This window comes from Mycobacterium paraterrae, assembly GCF_022430545.2.
In the GTDB taxonomy this organism is placed as follows: domain Bacteria; phylum Actinomycetota; class Actinomycetes; order Mycobacteriales; family Mycobacteriaceae; genus Mycobacterium; species Mycobacterium paraterrae.
The window spans coordinates 1788397-1813230 of the sequence record NZ_CP092488.2 but is presented as its reverse complement, the minus strand read 5'-3'; the positions used below and the strand labels follow the sequence as shown (position 1 = coordinate 1813230).

At 62.1% G+C, this 24834-nt stretch carries 19 protein-coding genes and 1 pseudogene; 10 read left to right on the top strand and 10 right to left on the bottom strand.

The annotated features are described in order from the left end of the window. Positions 1 to 172 precede the first annotated feature (172 nt). From MKK62_RS08645 to MKK62_RS08635, 3 genes are all read left to right on the top strand, one after another. Positions 173 to 802 (top strand): mycothiol-dependent nitroreductase Rv2466c family protein, encoded by a 630-nt coding sequence (locus MKK62_RS08645; protein WP_240261470.1) that lies wholly within the window; start codon positions 173 to 175, stop codon positions 800 to 802. 202 nt (positions 803 to 1004) lie between these two features. After that, a complete protein-coding gene (locus MKK62_RS08640; RefSeq protein ID WP_240261471.1) occupies positions 1005 to 1667 on the top strand; it encodes a nitroreductase family protein in 663 nt (220 codons plus the stop codon). Between the two features lie 445 nt (positions 1668 to 2112). After that, positions 2113 to 2868, top strand: a complete 756-nt coding sequence (locus tag MKK62_RS08635) for an isocitrate lyase/PEP mutase family protein (RefSeq protein ID WP_240261472.1) — start codon at positions 2113 to 2115, stop codon at positions 2866 to 2868. A 163-nt stretch (positions 2869 to 3031) separates the two neighbouring features. Here MKK62_RS08635 and MKK62_RS08630 read toward each other — a convergent pair whose 3' ends face one another. From MKK62_RS08630 to MKK62_RS08615, 4 genes are all read right to left on the bottom strand, one after another. Further along, positions 3032 to 3667 (bottom strand): HD domain-containing protein, encoded by a 636-nt coding sequence (locus MKK62_RS08630; protein ID WP_240261473.1) that lies wholly within the window; start codon positions 3665 to 3667, stop codon positions 3032 to 3034. An 84-nt stretch (positions 3668 to 3751) separates the two neighbouring features. After that, a complete protein-coding gene (locus MKK62_RS08625; RefSeq protein ID WP_240261474.1) occupies positions 3752 to 4735 on the bottom strand; it encodes a zinc-dependent alcohol dehydrogenase family protein in 984 nt (327 codons plus the stop codon). Between the two features lie 8 nt (positions 4736 to 4743). Then, positions 4744 to 5442 carry a cysteine hydrolase family protein gene (locus tag MKK62_RS08620; RefSeq protein WP_240261475.1) on the bottom strand — a complete coding sequence of 233 codons (699 nt, stop codon included), beginning with the start codon at positions 5440 to 5442 and terminating at the stop codon, positions 4744 to 4746. A 269-nt stretch (positions 5443 to 5711) separates the two neighbouring features. Further along, entirely contained in the window at positions 5712 to 6446 is a 735-nt protein-coding gene (locus tag MKK62_RS08615) for an AraC family transcriptional regulator (RefSeq protein ID WP_240261476.1), read from the bottom strand. An 871-nt stretch (positions 6447 to 7317) separates the two neighbouring features. Here MKK62_RS08615 and MKK62_RS08610 point away from each other — a divergent pair. Together MKK62_RS08610 and car are read left to right on the top strand one after the other, a co-directional pair. Next, positions 7318 to 8025 (top strand): SDR family oxidoreductase, encoded by a 708-nt coding sequence (locus tag MKK62_RS08610; protein WP_240261477.1) that lies wholly within the window; start codon positions 7318 to 7320, stop codon positions 8023 to 8025. A 914-nt stretch (positions 8026 to 8939) separates the two neighbouring features. Beyond that, a complete protein-coding gene (car, locus tag MKK62_RS08605; protein ID WP_240261478.1) occupies positions 8940 to 12425 on the top strand; it encodes a carboxylic acid reductase in 3486 nt (1161 codons plus the stop codon). A gap of 395 nt (positions 12426 to 12820) precedes the next feature. Here car and MKK62_RS08600 read toward each other — a convergent pair whose 3' ends face one another. Beyond that, on the bottom strand, positions 12821 to 13813 hold the full coding sequence (locus MKK62_RS08600) for a quinone oxidoreductase family protein (protein ID WP_240261479.1): 993 nt from the start codon (positions 13811 to 13813) through the stop codon (positions 12821 to 12823). Between the two features lie 343 nt (positions 13814 to 14156). Between MKK62_RS08600 and MKK62_RS08595 the strand changes: the two genes are divergently transcribed. Continuing rightward, on the top strand, positions 14157 to 15698 hold the full coding sequence (locus MKK62_RS08595; protein ID WP_240261480.1) for a UbiD family decarboxylase: 1542 nt from the start codon (positions 14157 to 14159) through the stop codon (positions 15696 to 15698). A gap of 154 nt (positions 15699 to 15852) precedes the next feature. Beyond that, a pseudogene (locus MKK62_RS26565) lies at positions 15853 to 16410 on the top strand (UbiX family flavin prenyltransferase); the annotation flags it as partial. A gap of 600 nt (positions 16411 to 17010) precedes the next feature. Here the strand turns inward: MKK62_RS26565 and MKK62_RS08585 are convergent. The 4 genes from MKK62_RS08585 to MKK62_RS08570 form a co-directional block, all read right to left on the bottom strand. Continuing rightward, on the bottom strand, positions 17011 to 17334 hold the full coding sequence (locus MKK62_RS08585) for a PaaI family thioesterase (protein WP_240264235.1): 324 nt from the start codon (positions 17332 to 17334) through the stop codon (positions 17011 to 17013). 109 nt (positions 17335 to 17443) lie between these two features. Continuing rightward, positions 17444 to 17893, bottom strand: a complete 450-nt coding sequence (locus tag MKK62_RS08580) for a DUF5078 domain-containing protein (RefSeq protein ID WP_240261482.1) — start codon at positions 17891 to 17893, stop codon at positions 17444 to 17446. 913 nt (positions 17894 to 18806) lie between these two features. After that, positions 18807 to 19094: a DUF1330 domain-containing protein gene (locus tag MKK62_RS08575; protein ID WP_240261483.1), complete on the bottom strand. Its 288-nt coding sequence runs from the start codon at positions 19092 to 19094 to the stop codon at positions 18807 to 18809. Positions 19095 to 19158: 64 nt separating this feature from the next. Beyond that, a complete protein-coding gene (locus tag MKK62_RS08570) occupies positions 19159 to 19470 on the bottom strand; it encodes a DUF1330 domain-containing protein (RefSeq protein WP_240261484.1) in 312 nt (103 codons plus the stop codon). A 678-nt stretch (positions 19471 to 20148) separates the two neighbouring features. Here MKK62_RS08570 and MKK62_RS08565 point away from each other — a divergent pair. Next, a complete protein-coding gene (locus MKK62_RS08565) occupies positions 20149 to 20856 on the top strand; it encodes an SDR family oxidoreductase (RefSeq protein ID WP_240261485.1) in 708 nt (235 codons plus the stop codon). Between the two features lie 589 nt (positions 20857 to 21445). Here the strand turns inward: MKK62_RS08565 and MKK62_RS08560 are convergent. After that, the gene (locus MKK62_RS08560) at positions 21446 to 21922 is read right to left on the bottom strand and encodes a nitroreductase/quinone reductase family protein (RefSeq protein ID WP_240261486.1); all 477 of its coding nucleotides are present in this window, start codon (positions 21920 to 21922) and stop codon (positions 21446 to 21448) included. A gap of 447 nt (positions 21923 to 22369) precedes the next feature. Between MKK62_RS08560 and MKK62_RS08555 the strand changes: the two genes are divergently transcribed. Together MKK62_RS08555 and MKK62_RS08550 are read left to right on the top strand one after the other, a co-directional pair. After that, the gene (locus MKK62_RS08555; protein WP_240261487.1) at positions 22370 to 22960 is read left to right on the top strand and encodes a CGNR zinc finger domain-containing protein; all 591 of its coding nucleotides are present in this window, start codon (positions 22370 to 22372) and stop codon (positions 22958 to 22960) included. A 425-nt stretch (positions 22961 to 23385) separates the two neighbouring features. Continuing rightward, positions 23386 to 24072 carry an FMN-dependent NADH-azoreductase gene (locus tag MKK62_RS08550; RefSeq protein WP_240261488.1) on the top strand — a complete coding sequence of 229 codons (687 nt, stop codon included), beginning with the start codon at positions 23386 to 23388 and terminating at the stop codon, positions 24070 to 24072. Positions 24073 to 24834 lie beyond the last annotated feature (762 nt).

The window sequence follows — 24834 nt, the reverse complement described above, 5'->3', positions numbered from 1 at the left end:
GTACCAGAACAACGTTGAACCGTGCCGAGACGGCGAGCGCACGGCTGGACTGCAGCGATAGCACGGCGCGCACCGGCATACGAAATTGTGACCCCGACACTTGTTGTGGCCGCGCTCAATTCGGCGTTGATGCCGCCAGACAACGCCCTGTTACGAGAGGACAACTCTGTCCATGACCCAGCCGCGCCGCATCGACTTCTGGTTCGATCCGATTTGCCCTTGGGCCTGGATAAGCTCGCGATGGATCCTGGAGGTCACGAACGCTCGTAATCTCGACGTCGAGTTCCATGTGATGAGCCTGGCCATCTTGAACAGCGGTCGCACCGAGAAGCCGGCCGACTACCAGATGGATGTCGATTTCCAGCAACGGCTGGCCAAGGCGTGGCGGCCTGTTCGCGTCGTTACGGCCGCACACCAGGCCCACGGCCCCGGCGTACTGCTTCCGCTCTACACCGCCATGGGAACTCGGATCCACAACGGCGGCAACGAAGATTTCGACGCGGTGATCGTCGAGTCGTTAGCCGAACTCGGGCTGCCCGCCGAGCTGGCGCAGGCCGCGGACACCGACGCAAACGACGACGCGTTACGCCAGAGTCATTACCAGGGCACCGATCCTGTCGGCCCCGACGTGGGAACCCCCATCATTCACATCGACGGCGCGGCCATTTTTGGCCCGGTGTTGTCGCGCATTCCGCGCGGCGAGCAGGCAGGCCAGTTGTGGGATGCGATGAACACACTCGCCGCCTACCCCCAGTTCTGGGAACTCAAGCGCACCAGAACCGAACAGCCACAGTTTGATTGACACCACCCGGAAGTCCAACACCAAGCACGCGGAGCCGCCAGGTGGCCGCGGCACAGATGTGAAAAATAATAAATATTTTGACAGCCGGGCAGTAGTTGCCCCGCGTACGGTGTGACCACATCGGCGTTCGCGATCGCACGTCGTGGTGTGGCCCCGCGGCTGCGGACGGCACCGGCTGTAGTGGAAACTAAGGAGCACCGCGATGGGTGATTATCCTGTTGTGCAGATGGATACCGACACCTTGCTGACCACCACCCGGTCAGTGCGCAGGCGGCTAGATTTCAATCGCCCGGCTCCCCTCGGGCTGATTCGTGAGTGCCTCACTATCGCCATTCAAGCGCCGACCTCGGCGAATCGTCAACACTGGAGCTTCGTGGTCATCCAAGATCCCGTGAAGCGTCGCCAAATCGGTGCAATCTATAAACGCCAATGGGATTGGCTTGCGTCATCGCCGTATGCCGTCGCGGGACGCTTCGCCGACGACCCGGCGCGAGCACCCGAACAGCGCAAGGCCTCAGACGGCGGCGCCTATCTGGCCGAGCATCTCGCCGACGTTCCCGCTCTGGTTTTGCCGTGCATCGAAGTAGAAGGCGACACCGCGCTCCCTCTGGCAGATCAGGCCGACACCTGGGGTTCCATCATGCCGGCCGCGTGGAACTTCATGCTCGCGGCACACACCCGCGGCCTCGGTACTGCGTGGACGTCCTTGACGACCAGAGTCAACGACGAAATACGCGCGATAGTCGGCTATCCCGACAACGTTTACCACGCGACACTACTGCCGGTGGCTTACTACACCGGCACAACGTTCAGACCCGGCAAACGTGTACCCCTCGACGATATTGTCCATATCGACGCGTGGTAGCCACGCCGACCCTCGGCCCCCGGACGTCGCCGATACCAGCCACGACAACCGTGGTTGCTCAAAGCATTTAGCCATTCTGATCACTACGACTGTGCCCGGGTCGCGCGCCGATGGCACTCCATCGTGGCGTGGGCGTAGCTGGCGGTCGACACGCGACGTGTGCATCCGGCGGGCCGCAAACGGAGAGGTACGTGGCCAACGGACGTGGCATATCTGTTGTCGCTGTTGGCGATTGCGCGCGCGTGCCGCCGCCGTCGACGACTCAGCGTCCGATCGTACGCAGTCCTCCGGCCGATAAAGGGCACCCAAATATTTTGACAGCGCGTCGCCGGGCTGAATCCGTACATTCATCTGAAGGCGTTGGTGCGGAATGCCGCTGAGAAACGCTGTGACACAGCGCGGCACCGGCGGCGCCGTGCCGATGACGAGGTCGAAAAGGATTGTGATGGATCAAGTAAGTAAAGCCAAGCGTTTGGCCGAACTCCACGTTCAGGGCACGCCGTTGGTCCTCTACAACGTGTGGGACGCCGGCAGCGCGAAGGCGGTCGCCGCTGCGGGTGCGCCTGTGATCGCTACCAGCAGTTGGGAAGTCGCGAAAGCGCAGGGCTACGAGGACGGCCAAGCCATCCCTCTGGAATTCGCCGAATCGATCCTCGCGCGTATCGCAGCATCAGTTGACCTGCCGGTCAGTGCCGACTTCGAAGGTGGATACACCGAAGACGATGCCCAACTGGCAGAAAACATCTCGCGGCTCATCGCTTCGGGAATTGTGGGGATCAATTTCGAAGATCAGATCGTCAACGGGCCCGACCTTTACCCGCTCGATCGGCAGGCGCAGCGCATCGCCGCGATTCGCGCGGCGGCCGACAAGACGGGAGTCCCGCTGTTCATCAATGCGCGGACCGACCTGTTCTTAGGTCGCGGCAACGATCCCGAGGCCACCGTCGGCGCGGCGGTAGAGCGGGCGAAGGCCTACGCCGATGCCGGGGCGTCCAGCTTTTTCATCCCGGGTCTACAAGAAGAGCATTTGATCGCCCGGATCTGCGAAGGTGTCTCACTGCCGGTCAACGTGATGGTGATGGACGGTGTGCCGCCCAATGAACGGCTGGCCGAGATCGGCGTACGACGCATCAGCTACGGCCCGATCCCCTTCATCAACACGATGAAAGCCCTTGAGCTGGAGGCCGCGAAGCTGTTCTGACGGCTCAGCATTGACACCGGGGTGAGCGTAGGGCTCGCCAGATGGACGCATCGACAACGGCCCAACGTTGACGCTGAGGCGGCCCGCCTGTGCCCGGGCAACACCATCTTCACCGGGAGTCGGTTGCTCAACTATCGCCCCCCGGTAGCGTTCGACTTGAGGCTTAGGCCCCCCAGCGGCTGGTGTGCGCTGCGCGCTCCAGCGAGGTGAGTTCACCGCTTCGCCGATCGCTCAGCAGCACCGCCGGCATGGAGAACAGGGGCGCGGCCTCAGGGCTTTTCATCGCGTGGGCTACCACGGCATCGACTAGGGCCCGCTCCATGTGCAGTCGGGGATAGCGCGTGTGAATCGCGGCAGCGGTGGCATCGTCGACAAGGTCGACGTTGCGGCCGAAGTCCATGCCGATACCGCCCCGGACCAGATAGCAGACCGGTCCACGCCGTTCGGCGATCCCGCCGGAGGTGTGCAAGGCGATGGCTTCCCACACACTGTCCACGGTGTCGGCGCCATAGCCGTGGTTGGTCAGAAAATCTGCGGCCAAATCGGCGCCCTCGACTTCGAAGCGGGTTCTTCCCGCGGCGTTCGATCCAGCGCCCAGGTCGTGCAGCACGCATCCGAAAAACACGGCCTCACGATCGTAATCGGAGCTCGCCTGCAAGCCGTCGTTGTCGGCCAGCAGTTCGGCGAATAGGAAGCTGCGCACACTGTGGTTGAACACCGGCGCGGACTCTGTGGTGCGGGCGAGCTCGAGGGCCGCAGACGCGGCCCCGGACTGCAATACATCGGGGGTCGTTGTCATCTGCTCACCGGCCGCTGTCAACGATCGATGCGGATCGCCGAGCGCTAGGGCGCATCTGAAATCGTGATGTTGGCACCGTCGCCCTCAGCGCGGATCCGGAGTGAGGATGGCTTTTCCGTGGAATCGCGCTGCGGCGGTTGCGGCCTCGGCGAACTGGTCGAAACCGAATGTGTCGGCAACCGGCGATGAGATGGCTCCCGAGACGACGAGCGGGGCCAGGTAGGCGTAAATGTCGGTGAGCTTGTCACAGTTCCCGGCGTCGTTGAGCCAGTTGAACACCCAATAGCCATGAACCGATTGCCCCAAAAACAGCAACCGTGGGCCCGACAACGCGAACGGTTTTCCGCTCATCGCGCTGTAGACCACGACGTTGCCGTGCAGCGCCAGCGACTTCAGCAGCTCTTCGGTGGTGGTGTCGCCGACGCAGTCGAAAGCGAGCATGATGTCGGCGTTTTCGGTCGCGGCCGTTACGCGCTGCGGCAGGTCCGGGCCGTCGATCAGCACGACATCTGCGCCGAGGGCGAGCAGCTCGTCGATCAGTTCGGGCCTCCGGACCACATTGATGGTGCGGATGCCCATCGCCTTGGCGATGGGGATCACCGCTCGACCGACCGAGGAGTTGGCGCCGTTTTGCAGCAGCCAGTCTCCCGGCTGGAGATGGCCGAATTCGGTCAGCATCACGTAGGCGGTGAGGGGGTTCATGCCGAGCATCGACAGTTGGTTGACGTCGCCGTCGGGCAGCGGCCGGAGCCACGGCGCGCTGGTCTTGACCTGTTGCGACCAAGCTGGGGTGAAAGGCGGGATGAGTGTCCGGTCGCCCTCGGTCACATGCGTGACATTGCTACCTACCGCTGACACCCGGCCTACCCCTTCGACTCCGAGGATGTGCGGGGTTGGCGGCTGATAGCCGTATGTTCCGGCGATCATCAATAGGTCCGTCGGCTGGATCGGCGACGCTTCGACATCGATGATGATCTCGTCGGGGCCTGGCGGTCCGAGATCGGGGATGTCGACGAGGCTGACCCCGTCGGTTGGATCGCCGTGCCTGTTGAGCTGGATGGCTTTCATGTCACACCTCAGGCCTGCGCTGCTGCGGTCATCCGGGTCAAAGTTTCGTTGGTGGTCCATAGCGCGTTGGCCATGAAGCGGTAGTTGACCATCGCGGCGGTGTAGGCGTCACCTTCGTCGTTGCGCCCGCCCGCGACCGCATCCCGCACCATGGCGACCTCGAAGCCGTGCTCGATGATGTCGCGCATGTGGCTTTCCAGGCAAAGGTTGCCGACCGGACCCGCCATAATCACCTTCTCGATGCGTCGCATCCGCAGCTGCTTGATCACGTCGTTGTGCCACGTCGAAAAGCCTTTGTGTGGTGAGGTATTCGCGGTCTTGCCGTTCATCAGATACTTCTTGAAGGGTTCGAAATAGTCGGCCCCGGAACCGGGCAGCCCGTCGAGGTCAACGGGATCTGTCCGCAACACGAAACCCCCAGGGACACCGATGAGGTAATCCGCGATGGCGCCCGCCGGGGCCACCCACTGGCCGTCGGTCGGAAAGTAGTAGTGCGGGGAATGGATGACGGTGTAATCGTTGTCTTGTGCGCACTGCAGCAGTTGCTCGAGATGCTCGATGACGCTGTGCTGTTTGAGGGTGTCTTCGATCAGCGGATAGTACGACCCGCTCTCTGCGAGAAACTCGTTTTGGATGTCGGCGAGGACGAGGGCGGTGCGGCCGTGCTCGAGCTGCATCTCGGGATTGCGGTGGGAGAAGGTGAGCATTCGGCAAACCTTTCGGATGATGCAGCGTAGCCGGATGTTTCGAGAATTTCTTTGGCGACGCTACAGGATAGAGACGCCGAAGCACTGTCGAAATCTTTGGTCTTTGTGTACGACACGAGCAACGCAGGAGCGACGCGGATGCGGCGTCGTCTGAACATGTGTGAACGCGTCGCTGAACTAACTGCGGCTTGGTGCATCGAGGTTGGTAAACAGGGTTATTCATCGTTGTCTGACACGTTGGTCATCGGTCTCGCCGGTATCGGCATCGCCTAGGAAAACGGCTTGCTGGCCCGCAGCGCCCGAGACACGTAGACCCTCGCGTCGTCGACGGCGCGTATTTCGCGATGGGCGAGACCTGCACTACCGCCGGGACTGATTGAGCGTTTAAACTCCGACGGGGTTTGCTGAAACGCTTGTTTGAACGCTGAGCTGAAGTGACTGTGGCTATGGAAACCGAACCTGTGGGCGAGCGATTCGACGGTGTCGTAGTCGGCGAGCACCGCGAGCGAGTGGACCAATCGGAGCCGAATGTGGTAGCGGTAGAACGGGATACCCTCAACCCGTCTGAAGGCGTCGGTGAGATAGACCGGTGTCACGCCGATGTATTGAGCGATTTCCTCAAGGGCCCACTTGCGCGAAGGGTCAGCGGACAATAGAAGCTTGACACGGTCAACCATTCGTTGCGGGCGGCCGTCTCGGTTGCGGGCCGTGTGAGATCCGTTGGCACTTAGCGTGTGCCGGATCAGATCGAGGGCGACCGTCTCGGCGGCGGCTGGGTTGATCGTGCACCGCACGAGACGTTGACGCAATTGTGCCGCGGTGATCTGGGTGTGCGCATCGATGCGCAGAACGCGGCAATTCGATGCGAGACGACCCGGCGCACTGAGATATTGCGGTGGAGCGAGTTCGTGTAACGCGACAGGGTCGATGCCGATAGTGAGCGTGGCATCTCCACCATCAACAGGATGACTGACCTGATACGGCTCGTCGGCATTGACGATCACTACGTGATTGGCGTCGGCGACGTACTCGCTGAGGCCGACTGCATGAACATAGACACCGCGGTACGGAAAGACGAACCGGGCACCCGGCGCGGACTCCTCCTCGGCGCGATCCCGAGTCAACCCAGGGCACACCACATCCCACGCTGACACGGTGTCTGTGCGCAGGAGCAGTCTCGCAGCGTATTCGGGCACGGTCGTCCTCCCGCCAAAAGAGCCGCCACTGCGACGTCGCACGGGTAGTGGGTGCTCTCGCCGATGCTGGCGACGGTAGCGCGGGTGTTGTTCGGCTGGCTATCAAATGATTTGGCTTTTATGCGGCCGCCCACCGATGCAATCGTCAGAGATCGCAGATCGATGGCTCGTGCGCTAGTCGGCGACGTTTCATTCCCACTGCACCGACAGACGGGCTCTCAGCCACGACAGTCCCCCGGTCTGGCCGGGGTGATCGAGAGGAATCGCGCCGCGGGAGCGCGCACCATCGCGTTGGTCATTGAAGCTGCAAGCGAGGCCGCCACACTGCGTGGTCCAGTCCACCTCTGGGTCCTCGAACTCCAGTGCAGCCGAGGAAATTTCGTGCCGGCCGGAAGAGTTCGGCCGCATCGCTGCAGTGCTTTCAGCTAACCCACCTTTGGGACCTGATCGAGTGTTGACGAGTCCCGGGGCAGTGTCGAACGCAGAGGTGACTTCCCGCCCCCACGATCAATGCACTCATCACGTCACGTTATTTGCAAAACGCGCGATATGTCGCACGAAGCCAGTAGGTCCCAGCAGATGTTATGTCCGAAAGCGGAATAGAACGCAACTAGCGGACAGTTGGGCACGGGTGACCGGCGGACACGTCGGGTCGGTGAAAACAAGAAAGGGCACTTCTATGGACATCAAGGGTTCGGTAGTTCTGGTCACTGGCGCCAATCGCGGTATCGGCGCCGAATGGGTTCGTCAACTTCGTGAGCGTGGCGCCGCGAAGATCTACGCCGCCGCCCGTAATCCCGAAACAGTTTCCCAAGCCGAGGGTGTGGTGCCGATCGCCCTCGACGTAACCGATAAGGCTCAGGTGGCCGCAGCCGCTCGGCAGGCGCACGACGTCCAGATCGTGATCAACAACGCCGCGATCGCCACGAGCCAACCGTTGCTCACCGCTGACCTCGACGAGGTTCACCAGGAATTCGAGACCAACGTGTTTGGGCTCGTCTCGGTGGCGCAGGCGTTCGCGCCCGTGCTCAAGGCGAACGGTGGCGGCGCCCTTGTCAACGCTCTGTCGGCGGTGTCGTGGTTCTCGTTCCCGGGCATGGCGGGCTACAGCGCCAGCAAGGCGGCGGCATGGAACCTCACCGACGCGCTGCGCCTCGAGCTCGCCGGCCAGAACACCCTTGTGGTCGGACTGCACTCCGGCGCGGTCAACACCACGATGGGCAGTCAGTTCCCGATCGACAACGTCGAGCCGCAGCAGGTCGTTAAAGCCGCGCTGGACGGACTGCAGGCCGGCCACACCGAGGTGCTCGCCGACGATATCAGTGGCGTGGTTAAAAGCACGCTCACTTCAGACCCGTCGCGTTACACAGCGATCCTGGGCGGCTGAGCAGCTCGTCGATCAACTCCCCTAAGGTCCCGCCCCGGCAACGTCTCCGGGGCGGGACCTTCCTTCATCGCGCTGGCTGGCTCGCGTGGTGCCTGCCAGCCACACCGCACAAGCGATTGCGGCGACAGTGACGGCGGTCAGGCCGTTGACCGGCGACCAGCCGGAAGTGACTGTGCGCCACAGAAAGTAGGTGCGGCAAGGCGAATCCGGTATAGCTGATCGCCTGGAAGGACCCGGCCGGCGGCGAGCCAGGTGAGTACCGGTGTCATGCGAACGCCGTCAAGCTCGACGGCCCCCAGCCGAATCGGCCCACAGGGCGTAAGGTGCCCCGCCGCCTTGGTGTTAAGGCCAGCACGACCTCGATGAGATCGTTGGCAGTGACGCGCATCTCGTGCAATCCCCCAAAGCCATCGCGGAGCTCTTCACGGGTGTTCGGTTGCCCCACTGGTCAAATCGCGGTGCGGACCCAACGCAGGATCGCCGGTTGGCGCTGTCAACATCTTTTGCGATACCTCCTTTCGGGCGAGATCATTGCGTCGCTGCAGGGTGGTGCAGGAGGAGGGCCGCACGGTAACGAGCGTCGAGGCAACGTGAGAGTTGTATGCAACATCTGCGAGTCGGGTGACCTTGGCTGGTTGAGCGGTGGCGTCGTCAGGCGTTGACGACTGGTCGCCGGTCCAGACCGGCAGAGGCGCCGATTTCTGCCACGATTCGTCGTATTAATGCCACTTCACTCGCTGAATACAACGCGCGTTCGTTGCCTCAAATACGTTGTCGTGCAGACATTTTAGGCCCGCCCTGCGCCCGCTGCGAGGTGGATTCGAACGCACAGCAGATAAGCCCTGAAGGCTCGATGAGGGAAGCCGGCGGCAACACATCGCGTTGCACACCGATGTCGAAGGAAGGGACATCCCATGAGCTCAGAGGCGATTGACGCCCGCACCCGCGCAGCGGTACCGGAAGTCACCGAAATCTCCCAATTGCAGACCGCCAAACCTGACCCGGCCGTTGTGGAGGCATTCCGCCGCCCGGGCTTGCGGTTGGCTGAGGTCCTCGAGATCATGATGACCGGCTACGCCGATCGGCCAGCGCTGGGTCAGCGCGCTGCCACGCTCAACGCCGAAGGCGAGGTCGAGTTGCAGCCGCACTTCGACACAGTGAGCTATGCCCAGGTGTGGTCGAACGTCAAAGACATTGCCGCCGCTTGGAGTTCTGACGAAAATCCGCTCACCCCAGGCGATCTCGTCGCTATGATCGGCTTCGCCAGCGCCGATTACCTCACCATCGATCTGACCAACAACTATCTCGGTCTCGTCTCGGTTCCTTTGCAGCACAACCTTGCGGCGTCGCGGCTGGTACCGCTGCTCGAAGAAGCGCAGCCCGCAGTGCTAACGGTAAGCATGGACTATCTCGACATCGGGATCGAGGCCGCGCTGAACACGCCGTCAGTGCGGCGGCTTGTGGCCTTCGACTACGACACCCGGGTCCGCTGGCACCGTGCCTCCGTAGAGGCTGCCCGCACCCGTCTGGCCGAACACGATGTCACCGTCGACGATCTCGGCACCGTCATCCTGCGCGGCCGCGGCCGCGCTGCACCGGCACCGTACATGGATGACGACGACAGCAGGCTGGCCATGATCCTGTACACATCTGGCAGTACCGGGCTGCCGAAAGGCGCCATGTGGACTGAACGGATGGTCACCGCGTTGTGGACAGCCAACCTGGTCATCGACTCAACGCTGCCTGTCGTCAACGTGAACTTCGCGCCCCTGAATCACATGGCCGGACGCTCGGCTCTGTCAGTTGCCTTGCAAGCAGGTGGTATCAGTTATTTCGTTGCACGAAGCGACTTGTCGACGCTGTTCGATGACTGGCGACTAGTGCGGCCGACGCATATCCTGCTAGTCCCCAGGGTTGTCGACATGCTGCACCAGCGCCACCAGACGCGGGTAGACCAACTCGTGTCCGCCGGCGAAGATGCTGCGGTCGCCGACCTTGTCGCGAAGGCCGAGTTGCGTGAACAGGTGCTAGGGGGCCGGGTGCTGCTAGGCATGGTGACGACCGCGCCGCTGTCATCCCAGATGCGTGAGTTCATACGCGCTACCCTCGACGCACCGGTCATCGACGCCTACGGCCTGACCGAGATCGGCGTGGTATCACGCGACGGTGTCATCGCACGCCCGCCGGTACTTGACTACCGGCTGACCGACGTCTCCGAGCTGGGATACTTCACCACCGATCGACCGCACCCGCGCGGTGAGCTCCTGATCAAATCGGCGACGGCCATGCCGGGATACTTCAAGCGCCCCGATGTCACTGCCGACGCGTTCGACGCCGAAGGCTACTACCGAACCGGTGACGTGGTCGCCGAGATCGCGCCCAACCAGGTCCGCTACGTCGACCGGCGCAACAACGTCATCAAACTTGCCCAGGGCGAATTCGTCGCGGTCGCGAACCTGGAGACAGTTTTCGCCAGCGCACCGCTGGTAGGTCAAATCTTCCTCTACGGCAACAGCGCTCGCTCAACACTGCTGGCGGTGGTGATACCCACCGATGAGGCGCGATCAAAGTATCAAGACCGCTTCGCGCTGAAGACCGCCGTGCGCGAATCGCTGCGAGAAGTCGCGCGGATCCACCAATTGCAGTCCTACGAGGTGCCCGCCGATTTCCTCATCGACGACGAGCCCTTCACACCTGGCAACGGCCTACTGTCTGGTGTGGGAAAGTTGTTGCGCCCCAAACTGAAAGAACGCTACGGGCAACAACTCGAGCATGTGTACGCTGAACTGGACGCGGCGCGCTCTGAGGGCCTTTCGGCGTTGCGCCGCGCCGGCGGCACCGGACCGGCACTCGATACCGTCATTCAAGCGGCGCAAACGCTGCTAGGGCTGCCGGACGATCAACCCGACCGCGACGCACATTTCATCGACCTCGGCGGCGACTCGTTGTCGGCGCTGAGCTTCTCCAAGCTCCTCGAAGAAATCTTCGGCGTCGAGGTGCCGGTGGGCGTCATCATCGGGCCATCGAGCGACCTCACAGCTCTGGCCACATACATCGACGGTGAACGCGCCTCCGACGGTGCCCGCCCGACCGCCGCACAAGTGCACGGCCCCCACGCCACCTCAGTCGCCGCCAACGATCTGGTCCTGGCACGCTTCATCGACGCAGACACATTGCGGGCAGCGCCCCACGCCGCGAGCCCGGCGGACACGATCACCACCGTGCTACTGACCGGAGCCAACGGCTGGCTCGGCAGATTCCTGGCCCTGGAATGGCTAAAACGGCTGTCAGACAACGGCGGCCGATTGATCGCACTGGTGCGCGGCCGTGACGCTGCCGCCGCAACCCGCCGCCTTGAGGACGCGTTCGCCGTCGGCGACGGAGCAGCCCTGGCCGATTTTCGCAGGCTGGCCGCTCACCATCTCGAAGTCATCCCCGGCGATATCAACGAGCCCAATCTCGGGCTCGACGAACCGACCTGGCGGCGGCTTGCTCGCGACGTCGACATGGTCGTCCATCCCGCCGCCCTGGTCAATCATGTGCTGCCCTACGGACAGTTGTTCGGACCCAATGTCGTTGGCACCGCGGAGATCATCCGGCTCGCGATCACTGAGCGCATCAAGCCTGTGACGTATTTGTCTACAGTGGCAATGACACTGGGCGTAGCGGATTTCGTCGAGGACGGCGACATCCGGCAGGTCAGCCCACACCGCCTCCTCGACGACAGCTACGCCAACGGCTACGCCACCAGCAAATGGGCCGGCGAAGTGCTGCTGCGAGAAGCGCACGACCTGTGCGGACTGCCGGTCAACGTCTTTCGCGCCGACATGATTTTGGGGCACGACCGTTACCCTGGACAGCTCAACGAGACCGACATGTTCACCCGCTTGCTGCTCAGTGTGCTGGTGACTGGCCTTGCCCCGGGCAGCTTCTACCTCGGTGACGGTTCCGGAATGCGGCCTCGTGCGCACTACGACGGGCTTCCCGTTCGTTTCGTCGCCGAGGCGATCGCGACGATCGGCGCCGACCAGCGCGCGGGATTTACGTCCTTCGATGTGATGAATCCACACGACGATGACATCTCATTGGACGCGATCGTGGACTGGCTGATCGCCGGCGGCGCCGCGATCACCCGCATCGAGGACTACGCCGAGTGGGTGCGACGCTTCGAAGGTGCGCTGCGCGGCCTTCCCGCACATCAGCGGCGACGCTCGGTGCTGGCTCTGCTCGACGCGTTCCGCAGCCCACAGCATCCAGTGCGAGGCGCGTCAGCTCCGACTGCAGTGTTCCGCGATGCCGTGCGCAGCGCCGGAGTCGGCGACGTTCACGACATCCCGCACCTTGACCGGACGCTGATCAGCAAGTACGTCGCCGATTTGTCGGTGCTGGGGTTGGTGTGACCACCGAACCCTCTCACCGCGTCAAAAGCGCCGCGGTGATCGCGGACTCTGAATTGCATCGGCGAAACATGCCCACACCTCTCGATCGCATCAGCTCCAATCTCATCGATACCCGCGACAGCGTGGCAATCGCAGTACCTGAAAATCACTGGCAGTCATGGAATTAGCATCGACATCTATCTTGGCTACGACCGCTCGCGCCGTCGACCAGGGCGATGTCGATCGGTGCCGTGGCTGTATGGCTCAGCCATGGCGGGCTGAATACTCCCTGCACAGAACCCGGTCACCGTCAGCGAAAATCCTGACGATCTTGGATCACCAACCATCAACGCCGACAACTGCTTTCATGCCGTGGCGTCAATCGGCGCCGTCACCTTTCACGTATCACGGCATGGTCAAGCCTTGATATTGACGACCACCTTGCCCAACGGGCCTTCGGCGAGGCGTGCGAAGGCATCCACGAGTTGGTCGAACGGAAATACTCGATCGATGAGGGGGCGGGCCGACGAGGCCGCCAGCACTGCCAGCAGTTCGCGCCAGGCCGTGTGATGTTGTTCGGAGGTGTAGCCGGCTAGTGCCATGGCGCCGATCCTGAGACGTCGCGAAAACAACGTCCCGGTGTAGAAATTGGGCACTGGGCCGCCGAGTTCGCCGACTAGGCTGAGCCGACCCAGCTCGCCCATGGTTTCGATGACTTGGGGGAACAGCGGGCCGCCGATCGTCTCAACCGCCAAATCGACCCCGCGTCCGCCTAGCGCGTCTTCGGCAAGGGAAACCCACTGCGGGTCATTGGGATTAAACGCATAAGCAGCGCCCACCTCGCGGAGTCGGCGCTGTTTGTCCTCGCTGCGGGTCAGCGCCACCACCGTATGGCCCATCGCGACGGCTAACTGCACGGCGGCCAAGCCCACCCCGCCAGAGGCACCAGTGACCAGCACGACCGAGTGCTCCTTGAGCGGCTCCCACATGGTCAGGGCGTGATAAGCCGACAGATACACCAACGTCGCTCCCGCCGCTTGTTCTTCAGTCCAGCCCTCGGGAATCTCGACAAGGGTGCTCGCTGACAGCGCCACCTGTTCGGCGAACGTGCCCCACCGATTGACGCCGGTGTCGCCACGCAGAATGACGCGCCGCTCGCCCACCGACACATCAGTCACGCCGTCACCGACGGCAATGACGGTGCCAACGCCATCGCGGCCCAGCACGTGCGGCAGCGGCGGATCGACCGGATAGGGGTAACGACGTTCGGCGAGCATCCGATCGGCGGGATTGAGCGCTGCGTAGTGCACTTCGAGCACAACCTCGCCGGGTTGGGGAACAGGATCGGCCGTCTGCTGCACATGCAAGTGGTCCAGTCCCGCTCCCCCGTCCCACAACCACGCTTTCACAACCGCGTCCTCCCTCACATCGATTCTGTGCACGCCGTCACTCATCGGTTTGATGCGCGCGGCACACCCTGCATCACTACCCAGCCCCCCCACGCTGCGCTATCACAATCTTCATCGCCCATCTTTCGCAGCGCATGCCGAAAATCTTGACAGCGCCACCGATTCACCCCGAATAGCATTCGCTGGATATGCCGTCCGCGGAAACAAGCCCTGTTATGAACACTCGAGATCTTCAGCACTCGCGATTTCGCGATGTACCCGTGCACTCGCGACGAACTGAACCCTTCATTGCTCGCCGCGCGCCGATGATCAACTACAGAGAAAGGAAGGATCTGTGACACACGTGGGTTCACCAGCCCCGAGCCGGTATACCGATCCGGGCTTCACACCTCAGCACCTCAAAGACCTGCGTGAGTTCATCACCGCACTGCGCGAGCACGGCGACCTGGTCGAAATCGACGAACCTGTCGACTGGAACCTTGAGATCGGCGCAATCATCCGCCACGTCCTCGAAACCGGGGCTCCAGCGCCACTGTTCAACCGCATCAACGACTCTCAACCAGGATTTCGGGTACTCGGCGCCCCCGGCGGGGTCAGCGCACTGCCCGGACGCGCCCTTATCCGCGCCGCTATTGCGCTAGGTCTGCCCGTGACCGCGACCGGCACTGACATCGTCGAAGCTCTTTCCCGCGTGGTCGACGCCCCACCCATCGCACCGCGCATAGTCGACAACGCCCCATTCCAAGCCAACATCGTGACCGGTGACGACATCGATCTGTTCGCGCTGCCCACCCCACTAATCCACTGCGGCGACGGTGACCGCTTCATCAACACCTTCGGCACCATCGTCGCCCCACATCCCGACGGAGAATGGACCAACTGGTCGATCTCCCGAATCGCGTTGCGCGACAAAAACACCATGGTTGGGCTGTTCCAACCCATGCAACATCTCGGGCAGATCTTCGGAGTCTGGAAAGAGCGCGGCGAAAATATGCCGTTCGCCTTATCACTGGGCCAAGAGCCGGTCGTACCGTATTTCGCCGGCGCGCCACTTCCTGACCATATCTCCGAGGCCGGCGCAATAGGTGCCTACCTCAAAAAGCCGATCGACGTCGTCAAGGCCCACACCAACGACCTGCACGTGCCCGCCTCCTCAGAGATCGTCATCGAGGGCTGGGTAAGCATCGAAGAGACCGCCCTAGAAGGTCCGATGTCGGAGTACCCCGGTTACCTCCTCCCGGCGGGCCGCTCCGCCAAACCGGTCTACCACGTCACCGCAATCAGCCATCGCGACAACGCGATTCTGCCCGTCGTCGCCGCGGGCTACCCCGCTGAGGAAGACCACACCGTCTGGGGCATCAGCAATTCCGCAGTCATGTTGGCCGACTTGCGCAAGCACGACTTTCCCGTCACCGGTGTGTATCTGCCATTCCAAGGCGCCAACCACCTCCTGGTGATCACCGTGCCAATCAACTGGCGCGAACTATCGGGAATCACCTCGCGTCACGAATTCGCCCACAAGCTCGGCCTTCACGTGATGGGAACCAAGCCCGGAATGGTCGCGCCTCGGATCCTCGTGGTCGAAGACGACGTTGACCCTACCGACGATGGCGACGTTTTGTGGGCGCTATCCACCCGCGTCCATCCAGTCGACGACACCATCTTCATCCACGATCAGGTCGCCGTACCGCTCATCGTGTACCTCACGAGCACCGAAAAACGATCTATGAGCGCCGCCAAGGCCATCCTGGTCGGATTACACCGTGACGAATGGACCGAACAGGACCGGCCTGTCAAAGCTGACTTCTGGCATAACTTTCCCGCTGAACTGCGCCACAAGGTCCTCGGCAAGTGGACCACCTACGGATACCCCGCCCCATCGTGACGCGCACCGGGCACCCTCAAGCCTCACAAGCCCCGGCCGGGCCGGGCCCGTCACCGAGCCCGGCCCTACACCGCAATACTGCGACACAGCATGACTACACGGCCATAGCTCCGCGCCGCCATATCCTCCCGCTCGATGAAACCGTGAGGTTGTCGTGCGCGTAATAGTCGCGATCACCGGTGCTACCGGAGCGATCTTCGGGATACGGCTGCTCGAAAGGCTCGGAGAAATCCCCGACGTTGAAACACATTTGATCATGTCGCGGTGGGCACGGATGAATATCAACGCCGAAACCGGCTACAGCGCCAAGTATGTACAGTCACTGGCCGACGTGACCTATAGCGAGGGCGACCAGGGTGCCGCGGTGTCGTCAGGATCGTTTCGCGTCGAGGCAATGATCGTCGCTCCCTGCTCAATGCGTACCCTCGCGGCGATACGACATGGTCTGGCCGACAACCTCATCACTCGCGCCGCCGACGTGATCCTCAAGGAACGCCGCAACCTGGTACTGCTGCCACGCGAAACACCGCTCAACGCAATCCATCTGGACAACATGCTCGAACTTGCCCGGCTCGGCGTTTCCATCTGCCCACCGATGCCCGCGTTCTATCATCACCCCGACAGCTTGGACGACATGATCCACCACATCACGGTGCGCGCCATCGACCAACTCGGGTTGAACGTCATTTACGACAAACGCTGGACCGGACTACCGCACGACCCCCGTAGCAATAAGCACCGCTCTACCTCTGCGCCTGCCGACCACGACGGCTCTCACTCACCGGACACGATGATGTGGGAAGCCGTCGCAGACAACGCCATTGATGAACTTCGCCAGTGGACACAGACCGAACTGCTCGACCACCTAGACGCCGCCGACCCTCACGCTGAGGTGCGGGTTTATCACAACGACACGGGGCGCGTCGTCGTCATCGCCACTGGCGACGTCGCCGCGTTCCAGCCGCCCACACCGCCTCACCCCCTGGTAAGGCGCCCGCCGCACACCTGGCACTTCAACCGCGCGGCACTACCTTGAGCTCCTACACCTCGCCCAAGCCGCGACGTCACGGTCCGCCAGGTCGCCGACGCCGCTACGCCCTCCGCATGAAGCCGATCAACACGCACGCGGCGCGGGCCAGTCTTGTGTTTCCAGATCAAGCCCCCGCCCCAAACCCGTCGGTGCACCGTGAAATGCGATACCGAGCCATCCTCGGCCGCCCTTGCGGCGTCATCCAGACCGCACCACGCTGTGAGGGCGCTTAACCACGATATCGAAATCGACTTACCCACCCGGATTCCGAGTTGCGCTACCTTAACGAGGCTCCAGGAGCAACTGGGTGCACCGAAAAATTGCGATGGCGGCCGCCATGTCTCGCCCGGGCCGCCGACGGGAGACATTCGCGTCCCAGATCTGTGTGCTCCCGCCACGATGCACGGCGGAGGCGTGGACTTCCACAGTGTCCCCGACCCGCGCGGTACCCAAGAAATTTGCCTTGAGTTCGATCGTGACGAAACCAGTCCTACCAACGGGAAGCGAACCAAGGCAACCGTAACCGCACGCTGTGTCCGCAAGGGCGACAACCGTTCCCCCGTGCAGATACCCCGACGGCGCTAAGTGTTCGTCACGCACCACCATCGAGCCCTGGATCTCAACCGACGCATCAGACCCGGCGCGGCGCATTTGCATCTGCAGGAGGCCGGGCAGGCCGGGCAAGGGGAGTTCGATCTTTTCGCTCATTGGTGAACTACTGACTTAGCCAATTCCACACCGACATGTCCCCGCGCGGGTAGTTCATGCACACCTCGGTGGCCTTCGCGACGACGCCTTTGTTGTTGAAAAAGATCTTGGCCCAATTGCCCCATCGTGTCGCCACCTGCTCGTAATAGATGTTGGTGGCGGTGTCCTCGGAATACTGGCGCCTACCCGCGGGATCGAGAGAGAAAAACCAGTGGATCCGGTCGATCGCGGCCTGCTGTACATCGACAGGACGGTGGCTCTTATCAACCATGTAACGATCAAAATACACCGGGCTTGTATCACGGGCGCCAGCCAGATACTGCTCGGCGTCACACGACGTCACGATCATCCGACGCGGAATCGGGAAGTCCTCAGTCGAATCGCCCCAGGCCGGAACAGCGAATACCGCTGCAATACTGACGATTAACGAGATCACCGCTACGACACGACGAACCATCCATCCTCCACCAGACAACCCGCAGTGGCGTCAAACCGACCGCGAGAACTTACCCGACGGCGCACCGCAAGCACGCCTCTCGCATGCTAAGAAGCCAACAGCCGCAGGCGCTACCAAAAAATCAAGCCGGTCGGTTCCTCACCCATGTCGCCCAGGACGACGCTTTCGATCGCATTACGCGAAACGTCTGGCTGGACGCGCCGAGCTGTCGATGGAGCCGAATACCGTTGAGAATCAGGCATCACCGATCCGATCATGGTCTATCGCGGCAAACTGAGCGGCGGCAGGTTCGGCGGTCGCGGCTCTGGGCGACATCGACTGGCGATCAACGCTTTAAAGCGCACTGCCAGGCTACGTTGAGCGCGGCATTCCGAGCATCGGACCAGATGGTGATGTGGCCGTGTGCATGTCGCCGTGTCGAACTCGCCATCGACCAGTCGCCAAAGTCCTGCTAGCAACACCGCACAACTCGGTTCGCCAATGTCAGTCTCTTCTGCAGTCGAACGCCCTTCGATCGTCATCGCATCGCAATTCCTTCTTTGCTGCGGCGAGTCGGTCAGAGATCCGCCGGTTGTTGACATGCATCGGTCAACAACGCCGGCCGCATCGTGAATCATCCTGCGACCCGGCAAATTCACTCCAGTACGAGTTCGCTGTGCGCCGCACTTGGTCAGCCGGCGAAACTCTCATCGCCCGCGATCGGTGCTTGGCCGCCCTGTCTGCTTGCCGATTCCGCCGCATGATCGTCGTTCACGCCGATGATCCCGCGGCGGGCACCACTGCGCGGGCACCAACTTGGCCCTGGTTCGTCAATCTGATTAGCGGCCATTAGGTGGCGATGACCATCGCGGCTGTGCAGAACTGATGGGCGCCCTTACGCGCGTAGGCCGTTGCCGGATAAGGGAAATCTGCCCTAGATACCTTCTACGATGAAGCTAGAGTACGTCGCGCCGTCGAGGCGAAGAGGGAGTATCTGCGCGTAGGCGGCGCTGCCGTACCAGGCTTTCGCGGCTTCGAGGGTGGGGAATTCGAGGATCACCGCACCCTCGACAAGGTCGCCTTCGAGCACGTTGCACTTGCCGTATAACGCAAGCACTTTGACTGGGTGGTCTTCTAGAAGAGTGGCGACTGCGTCGGCGTAGTGGGCCAGCGACGCGGGATCATGCGTTTGCTGTCGGATGAAGATTGCGTACGCGCTCAATGTCGCCTCTCCGTTGTCGTTTTGTCCGTCGCTGATTCGTGAAGGACGGGCACTTATTTCGCCGTCACGAGTAGACGAATCCGTCAACGCCGTCGATGGATTCAAATGCACTCTGGCTGTAGATGACTCCTCGAAATTGAGGATCGCGAATGCTATGGAAAGACTCGCCGGCGTACCAGTCAGCAGCCTCTTTGAGGGTGGGAAATTCGACGACCACCATTCGTGGCTGGTGAGGACCGCTGTTGCCAGATGGTGGGCGGGGGGCACGGACGATGACTTCGTATGGCTCGAAGCTGGGCTTCATACGGTGCAGGTAGTTCTCGACTTCGTTGTCGCCTACCGCCTTGCCTGTGGTGAAGACAACGAAGGCCCCCAATGCGTTTCCTCTCTAGTGATTTGACGGCGTCTCGATTGCGCCACGACTGAACGGCACGACTGTCACGCTAGGTTAGCGAGTTTCTGGGGACTGCTGCTATCACAATCTTTGCCAGTCGTCTCGTTGGGTCATAGCGGTATCTGATCCGCTGTTGATGAGAGTTGTTTGCACATACAGTGTTTCAATGGACCTCACCGGCGCGACCTACCCGATCGGAGAGTGCCTTGTGGCGCCCTGCGTCGCTGCTCGATCTGGCCACGATGCAGCGTCATCGACGAACCCAGCAGCGGTCGACTGATTGTCTGCGCACCACCGCGCAACTCCACCCTGGAAGGGCAGCGCCAACCCCAGCCGCGAGTCGTCCGCCGAACTGGCCCGCGCGCACGCCTTTGAACTGCGGCGGCCGTGCTGATTTGGCGAGCGACGGGCTCTGAGACAAAACAACGGATCGGAGTTTGCGAACGCGGCTCGCACACGTCACGTAACAGGAGGTGATGAGATCTGCAGCACTTAAAAATTTGATAGCGCTGGCTATTCGGGCTCGCCTAACGTCAAACACGTTGTAACGGACTGAAGATGGGCGCGCTCGGTTGGCACGGTGAGACGGCCAGCGTTGCAAACGGCGTAGGCGATGCCGGAGGGCCTCGTCACAACAACTGCTACAGGGAAGAATTTTCTATGAAAATTGAGGGATCAGTGGCGCTGGTAACTGGGGCCAACCGAGGTATCGGCGCAGAATGGGTCCGACAACTGCGCGAGCGTGGAGCAGTTAAGGTCTATGCCGGAGACCGGGGTACGAATGCGCTCCCCGCATCGGATAACGTGATCCCGCTCGCTTTGGACGTGACCGACCAGGCCCAGGTGGCCGCGGCTGCCGAGCAAGCCCGCGACGTGCAGATCATCATCAACAACGCAGGGGTGTTGTTTGCTCAACCGCTCGTAGGCGGCGACCTGTCAAAAATCCGCGACGAGTTCGAAGTTAACGTGTTTGGCCCGATCAATCTCGCCGAAGCGTTCGCCTCGATCCTTCGGCGCAATGGAGGTGGCGCGATCGTCAACGCGCTCTCTGCGGTGTCCTGGTTTTCCTTCCCGAATATGGCCGGCTACAGCGCCGCCAAAGCTGCGGCGTGGAGTCTCACCGATGCGCTGCGCCTTGAACTTGAGAGTCAAGGCACTTTGGTAGTCGGACTGCATTCCGGGCCGGTGAACACGTCACTAGGCGCGAATTTTCCGCTCGACAAAGTCGACCCCGAGCAAGTGGTCACCGCCGCGATCAACGGGCTGGAGGCTGACCTGAGTGAGGTGCTGGTCGACGAGGTCAGCCGCGCCATCAAGAACACTTTGACTTCCGAGCCTTCCCGGTACGCCGCCATTCTCAACGGCTAAGGGATGGTGGGCACCGCAATCACGTCCATTCTTGCGCGGTATCAGCCGAGGTTATCGGGCAACCCACACGCGCTTCGGAATCAGTAGCGGGGAACGATCGGCGGCTCGTAGTACCGATCCGAACCGGTACACATGTACGCGCCACCGTCGATCTGCGTAGTTGCACGTGGCCTTTTTTGCGCTCGGCAGACGTTACGCGGAGCTCGTTACGTCACCGTGCCGCCCGGTGTGCCGCGTGGCACGCACCTACCATCAACCTCAGGTTCGCGAAAGCGCTTCTGCCGCAACAGTTCGTCGCTTCTTGCGGTGGGGACGGTAGCGGGTGGAGCTGTCCGCTCAACAAAAGTAACTCCCAGCGTCTTTGGGCTAAGGTCGGAGGGCTTGATGATGGCCCCGTTACCCAACTGCGCCGACGCCGCCAGGAGCAGGATGATGGAGTAGAGGCGCGTTCCACGGTCTTAACACACCGACGACGCCTTTGGGACGAACTCACGATGGCGCGCGTTCGACGCAGGGCCTTCGCGAGTTCGGGATTCATCTTTTCCCCGAGGTGGTCGGCGGGCGTCTGCCGAGCGCCAACAAAGTGCGACTAGCGACGTAATTCAAACACCGGCATGACCCGGGTCATAGTCTTTTCGTATTCGGCGAAGGTGGGATTCATGACGACCAGCGCATCCCAGATCTCATCGCGTTCAGGCATGGAGAGTTCTCGTGCTGTCACGGTGTGCACTGTGGCGCCGATCTCGACCCGCGCGTGGGGGTTGGCCCGCAGGTTGTGCACCCATGCCGGGTCTTTGTCGAGTCCGCCGAAGGATCCGACGACGAACCAGCGACCTTGATAATCCAGCTGCACCAACGGGTTCACCCGGAATGCACCAGACCTCGCGCCCACAGTGTGCAGCAACAACAGCGGGACACCGGCCATCGGGCCGTCCACAACGACACCGTCGTTGGCACGCAGCTGCTCGGAAACGCCGTCATTGAGGGTTTTAAGTAGCGATGCATCTTGCGAGGCCCTCCGGGTGAAGGCAGCGATTTGCACTGGGGTGCCATCAGATTCGCTCATGGTGGATCCTTCCTGATTCGTCGGAGGGCATGGGGCACTGGTCACTCCGCGGCGCCACGTCCGGAAGAGATGGGCCACCTGAGACCTCCTTCCCGTGAAACTGAGCCACGCTAAGACCGGACATACGCTGGACCGCTTGCGCACGCCGGGTTGGGCGTCGCTCAAGGCGTCATGTGTCCACACTTAACGTCAACGCTATCGGCGGCGTTGCGGCCCGCGCTGTCAGAAACTTCGGCGGCCAAGCGACAGGCAGTGCGTTGCAACGTGATTTCCCGATCCGACAGACGTGTCCGACGTTTACCCTCAGACAACGATTAGCGAAGTCGGCCAAGCAGCAGCGGTTGCCGCATTGCTCGCATACACCTTCTGGCAGCACGTCAGCGCAATTTTGCCAGCTCACGCTACTTAGAGTGACTGATTATCTGATAATGGAAGTAACATTGACGGATGGCATCACAGGCTGGCGATGACCCGGCCGAGGGCGTACTGGAATTTGTCAACACACGATCGTACGAACCGCTGGGGCTCTGTGAACAGTTCGGCACCGCAGATGACTTCTCGGCGTGGGCACGCGAGCGAGGCCTGCTCGGCGACGAGCCCGTCAGCGAGTCAGGGGCCGCCGCCGCGCGCGAGCTGCGGGCGGCGCTGGTGACTGTGATGAAGGCGCATTCAGAGCACGCCGGCCTCAGCGAGTCGGAACTTGAGGAAGCCGAGCACTCTTTGGCACATGCTGGTGAGCTGTATCCAGTGAAGGTCACGCTGGCAGCGCACGACTCAGAGGTTACCGGGCATGGCCGGGGGGTAGCCGGTGCGTTGGGAGCGGTACTGGCTGCTGGGCAACTGGCGGTCGGGCGCGGTACCTGGAACAGGTTGAAGGTGTGCACGTGCGAACCGTGCGAAAAAGGTTTCATTGACCATACCAAAAGCGGCCGGCAACGGTACTGCTCGTCGACCTGTTCGTCGCGTGCCGCGATGCGGTCGCTTCGTCAACGCCAGCAGCAGGGAAGGCAGAGGATGACCACCGCCACCGGCCGCTAGCCGTTTTCGCCCGTCCGCGCTCAGGGGCGGGAGGCATCGGATTGTGACGAAGGACTTAGCTTCTGCCGGTGAGGATCTCGCCGAACTGAGCGACTGTACGACGCGGCCATCGCGCAACGCATCGTGTGCCGATTCGCGGTCAGCAGCATGCAGCCGTACTGATCTAACTGATCTGCGCCAAGCAGCCGCACACTGGCAAGTATTTTGATATCGGCAGATGCGCAGGCTCCATTATCGTCGCACGTATGGGCGACCACTGTATTGCTAAACCGGCAGTTGCACAATCTGTTTCGCACCTACATCAGCGCGCGCTGATAGTGACGGCCACACGATGCAGCGATTCGTGCGCGCATTTCTTACCGAGCTATATCCATTGAACGACAACGTGTTTGCCCGTGGGCGACCGTGGCACAGCAAGGAGCATGATGAAACTTCTCTACATCGAAGCCTCCCCCCGCGAGGCTGATTCGTCGTCGCGGCACATCAGCGAGACCTATCTGGCCGAGCTGCAAGCCGCCATTCCCGGCCTCGAAGTCGACGCTTTCGATCTCTGGCACGAGGAGCTTCCGCCGTTCGACCAAGCAAAGGTGGCGGCCAAGATGGCGGTCATCGCGCGCCAGGAGTTCACCGCCGTGCAGCGCGCCGCCTGGGACGAAGTCACGGCGATCGCGGGGAGGTTCTTGTCGGCAGACCGTTATCTGTTCGCGGTGCCGATGTGGAACAGCGGGATCCCCTACCGCCTCAAGCATTACATCGACATCGTCCACCAGCCGGGCGTGACCTGGACTCTGAACCCGCAGCAGGGTTACACCGGCCTGGTCACGGGCAAGCATGCAACGCTGGTCCTCACCTCCGGTGTGTTCGCGCCCGGTGTCGCCGACACCTTCGGCATTGACCACCACGGCACGTACTTGCACGACTGGCTACGTGAAGCCGGCGTCACCGACGTCGATGACATCCGGTACCAGCCGACCATCTTGACTCCGGATCCCGCTGGCGGTCTGGAAAAGGCCAAGGGCGACGCCCTCGAGCTCGCTAAGCGCCACAGCCGCGAGATCGCGGCGATGGGGATAGCTGGTCGGACGCCGCGCGGCCGCTCCCAGATCGACTAGGTGCTTTTGCTTTCCGAGCTGCGCAGCGAATTGAGGCGGCGCACGGTCGCCTTCACAATCTGGCGTGCGGCAGATGTCGATCAGTGACATCGCGATCGGGTCGGGTTTTGCGTCGTTGGAGCACGTTTAGGGCGGCGTTCACCGCCCGGTGTGGCACAACGCCGCGGGCGCTGCCATGCCGGCGCGCCCGCACTAGCCCCGGGAATTGAGCTGTCGCTACGACCGCCGGCCTCCTGGATGCCGGTGTGGCTCGCGGTCTGCGTGGCGGTGTCGAGTGTGGCTGCGGCTGAAGGGTTTTAGCGGTACGGCCGGATGTGGGCCCGGCAGTGGCGTTCTTCGGTCAGTCCGCTGAACTCGGTGAGACTGAATCGCCTTCGGACACCCTGCGCTAGCTGATCGCGGACATGCTCATCGAGGCACTCGAGCTCCCCGTCTGCGCTGCCGGACGTACACGCCTGGATCGCATACGTCTAAGACCGCGCTCTGCTGTGGTCGGCCAGCCCTCGGACCAAACATGGCGAGCCCGTCGACGCCGTGATCGCCGACTGTGTCTCGGCCCTTGATCTGCTGCTGAGCCGCGATCCACAGACCTCGCTGCACAAACACACCGGCACCCGTCGTCCAGGTAAACATCACGCACGCACCTCGCCGTGAAACGCCACCGTGGCGCGCCTTCCAAGAGGTTGATCTGCTGGGTGGCATTAATGGTTGAACCCTTGCCGTCGATGTCGATCGCGCCCCTTTTTCCGGACAGTGGCCTGC

Excerpts from the sequence above, each read along its gene's own strand:
- MKK62_RS08565 (WP_240261485.1), top strand. The coding sequence starts at position 20,149 with ATGAAAATTGAGGGATCAGTGGCGCTGGTAACTGGGGCCAACCGAGGT.
- MKK62_RS08620 (WP_240261475.1), bottom strand. The coding sequence starts at position 5,442 with ATGCTCACCTTCTCCCACCGCAATCCCGAGATGCAGCTCGAGCACGGC.
- MKK62_RS08560 (WP_240261486.1), bottom strand. The coding sequence starts at position 21,922 with ATGAGCGAATCTGATGGCACCCCAGTGCAAATCGCTGCCTTCACCCGG.
- MKK62_RS08550 (WP_240261488.1), top strand. The coding sequence starts at position 23,386 with ATGAAACTTCTCTACATCGAAGCCTCCCCCCGCGAGGCTGATTCGTCG.
- MKK62_RS08580 (WP_240261482.1), bottom strand. The coding sequence starts at position 17,893 with ATGGTTCGTCGTGTCGTAGCGGTGATCTCGTTAATCGTCAGTATTGCA.
- MKK62_RS08640 (WP_240261471.1), top strand. The coding sequence starts at position 1,005 with ATGGGTGATTATCCTGTTGTGCAGATGGATACCGACACCTTGCTGACC.
- MKK62_RS08625 (WP_240261474.1), bottom strand. The coding sequence starts at position 4,735 with ATGAAAGCCATCCAGCTCAACAGGCACGGCGATCCAACCGACGGGGTC.
- MKK62_RS08585 (WP_240264235.1), bottom strand. The coding sequence starts at position 17,334 with ATGGTGGTGCGTGACGAACACTTAGCGCCGTCGGGGTATCTGCACGGG.
- MKK62_RS08635 (WP_240261472.1), top strand. The coding sequence starts at position 2,113 with ATGGATCAAGTAAGTAAAGCCAAGCGTTTGGCCGAACTCCACGTTCAG.
- MKK62_RS08645 (WP_240261470.1), top strand. The coding sequence starts at position 173 with ATGACCCAGCCGCGCCGCATCGACTTCTGGTTCGATCCGATTTGCCCT.
- car (WP_240261478.1), top strand. The coding sequence starts at position 8,940 with ATGAGCTCAGAGGCGATTGACGCCCGCACCCGCGCAGCGGTACCGGAA.
- MKK62_RS08555 (WP_240261487.1), top strand. The coding sequence starts at position 22,370 with ATGGCATCACAGGCTGGCGATGACCCGGCCGAGGGCGTACTGGAATTT.
- MKK62_RS08610 (WP_240261477.1), top strand. The coding sequence starts at position 7,318 with ATGGACATCAAGGGTTCGGTAGTTCTGGTCACTGGCGCCAATCGCGGT.
- MKK62_RS08630 (WP_240261473.1), bottom strand. The coding sequence starts at position 3,667 with ATGACAACGACCCCCGATGTATTGCAGTCCGGGGCCGCGTCTGCGGCC.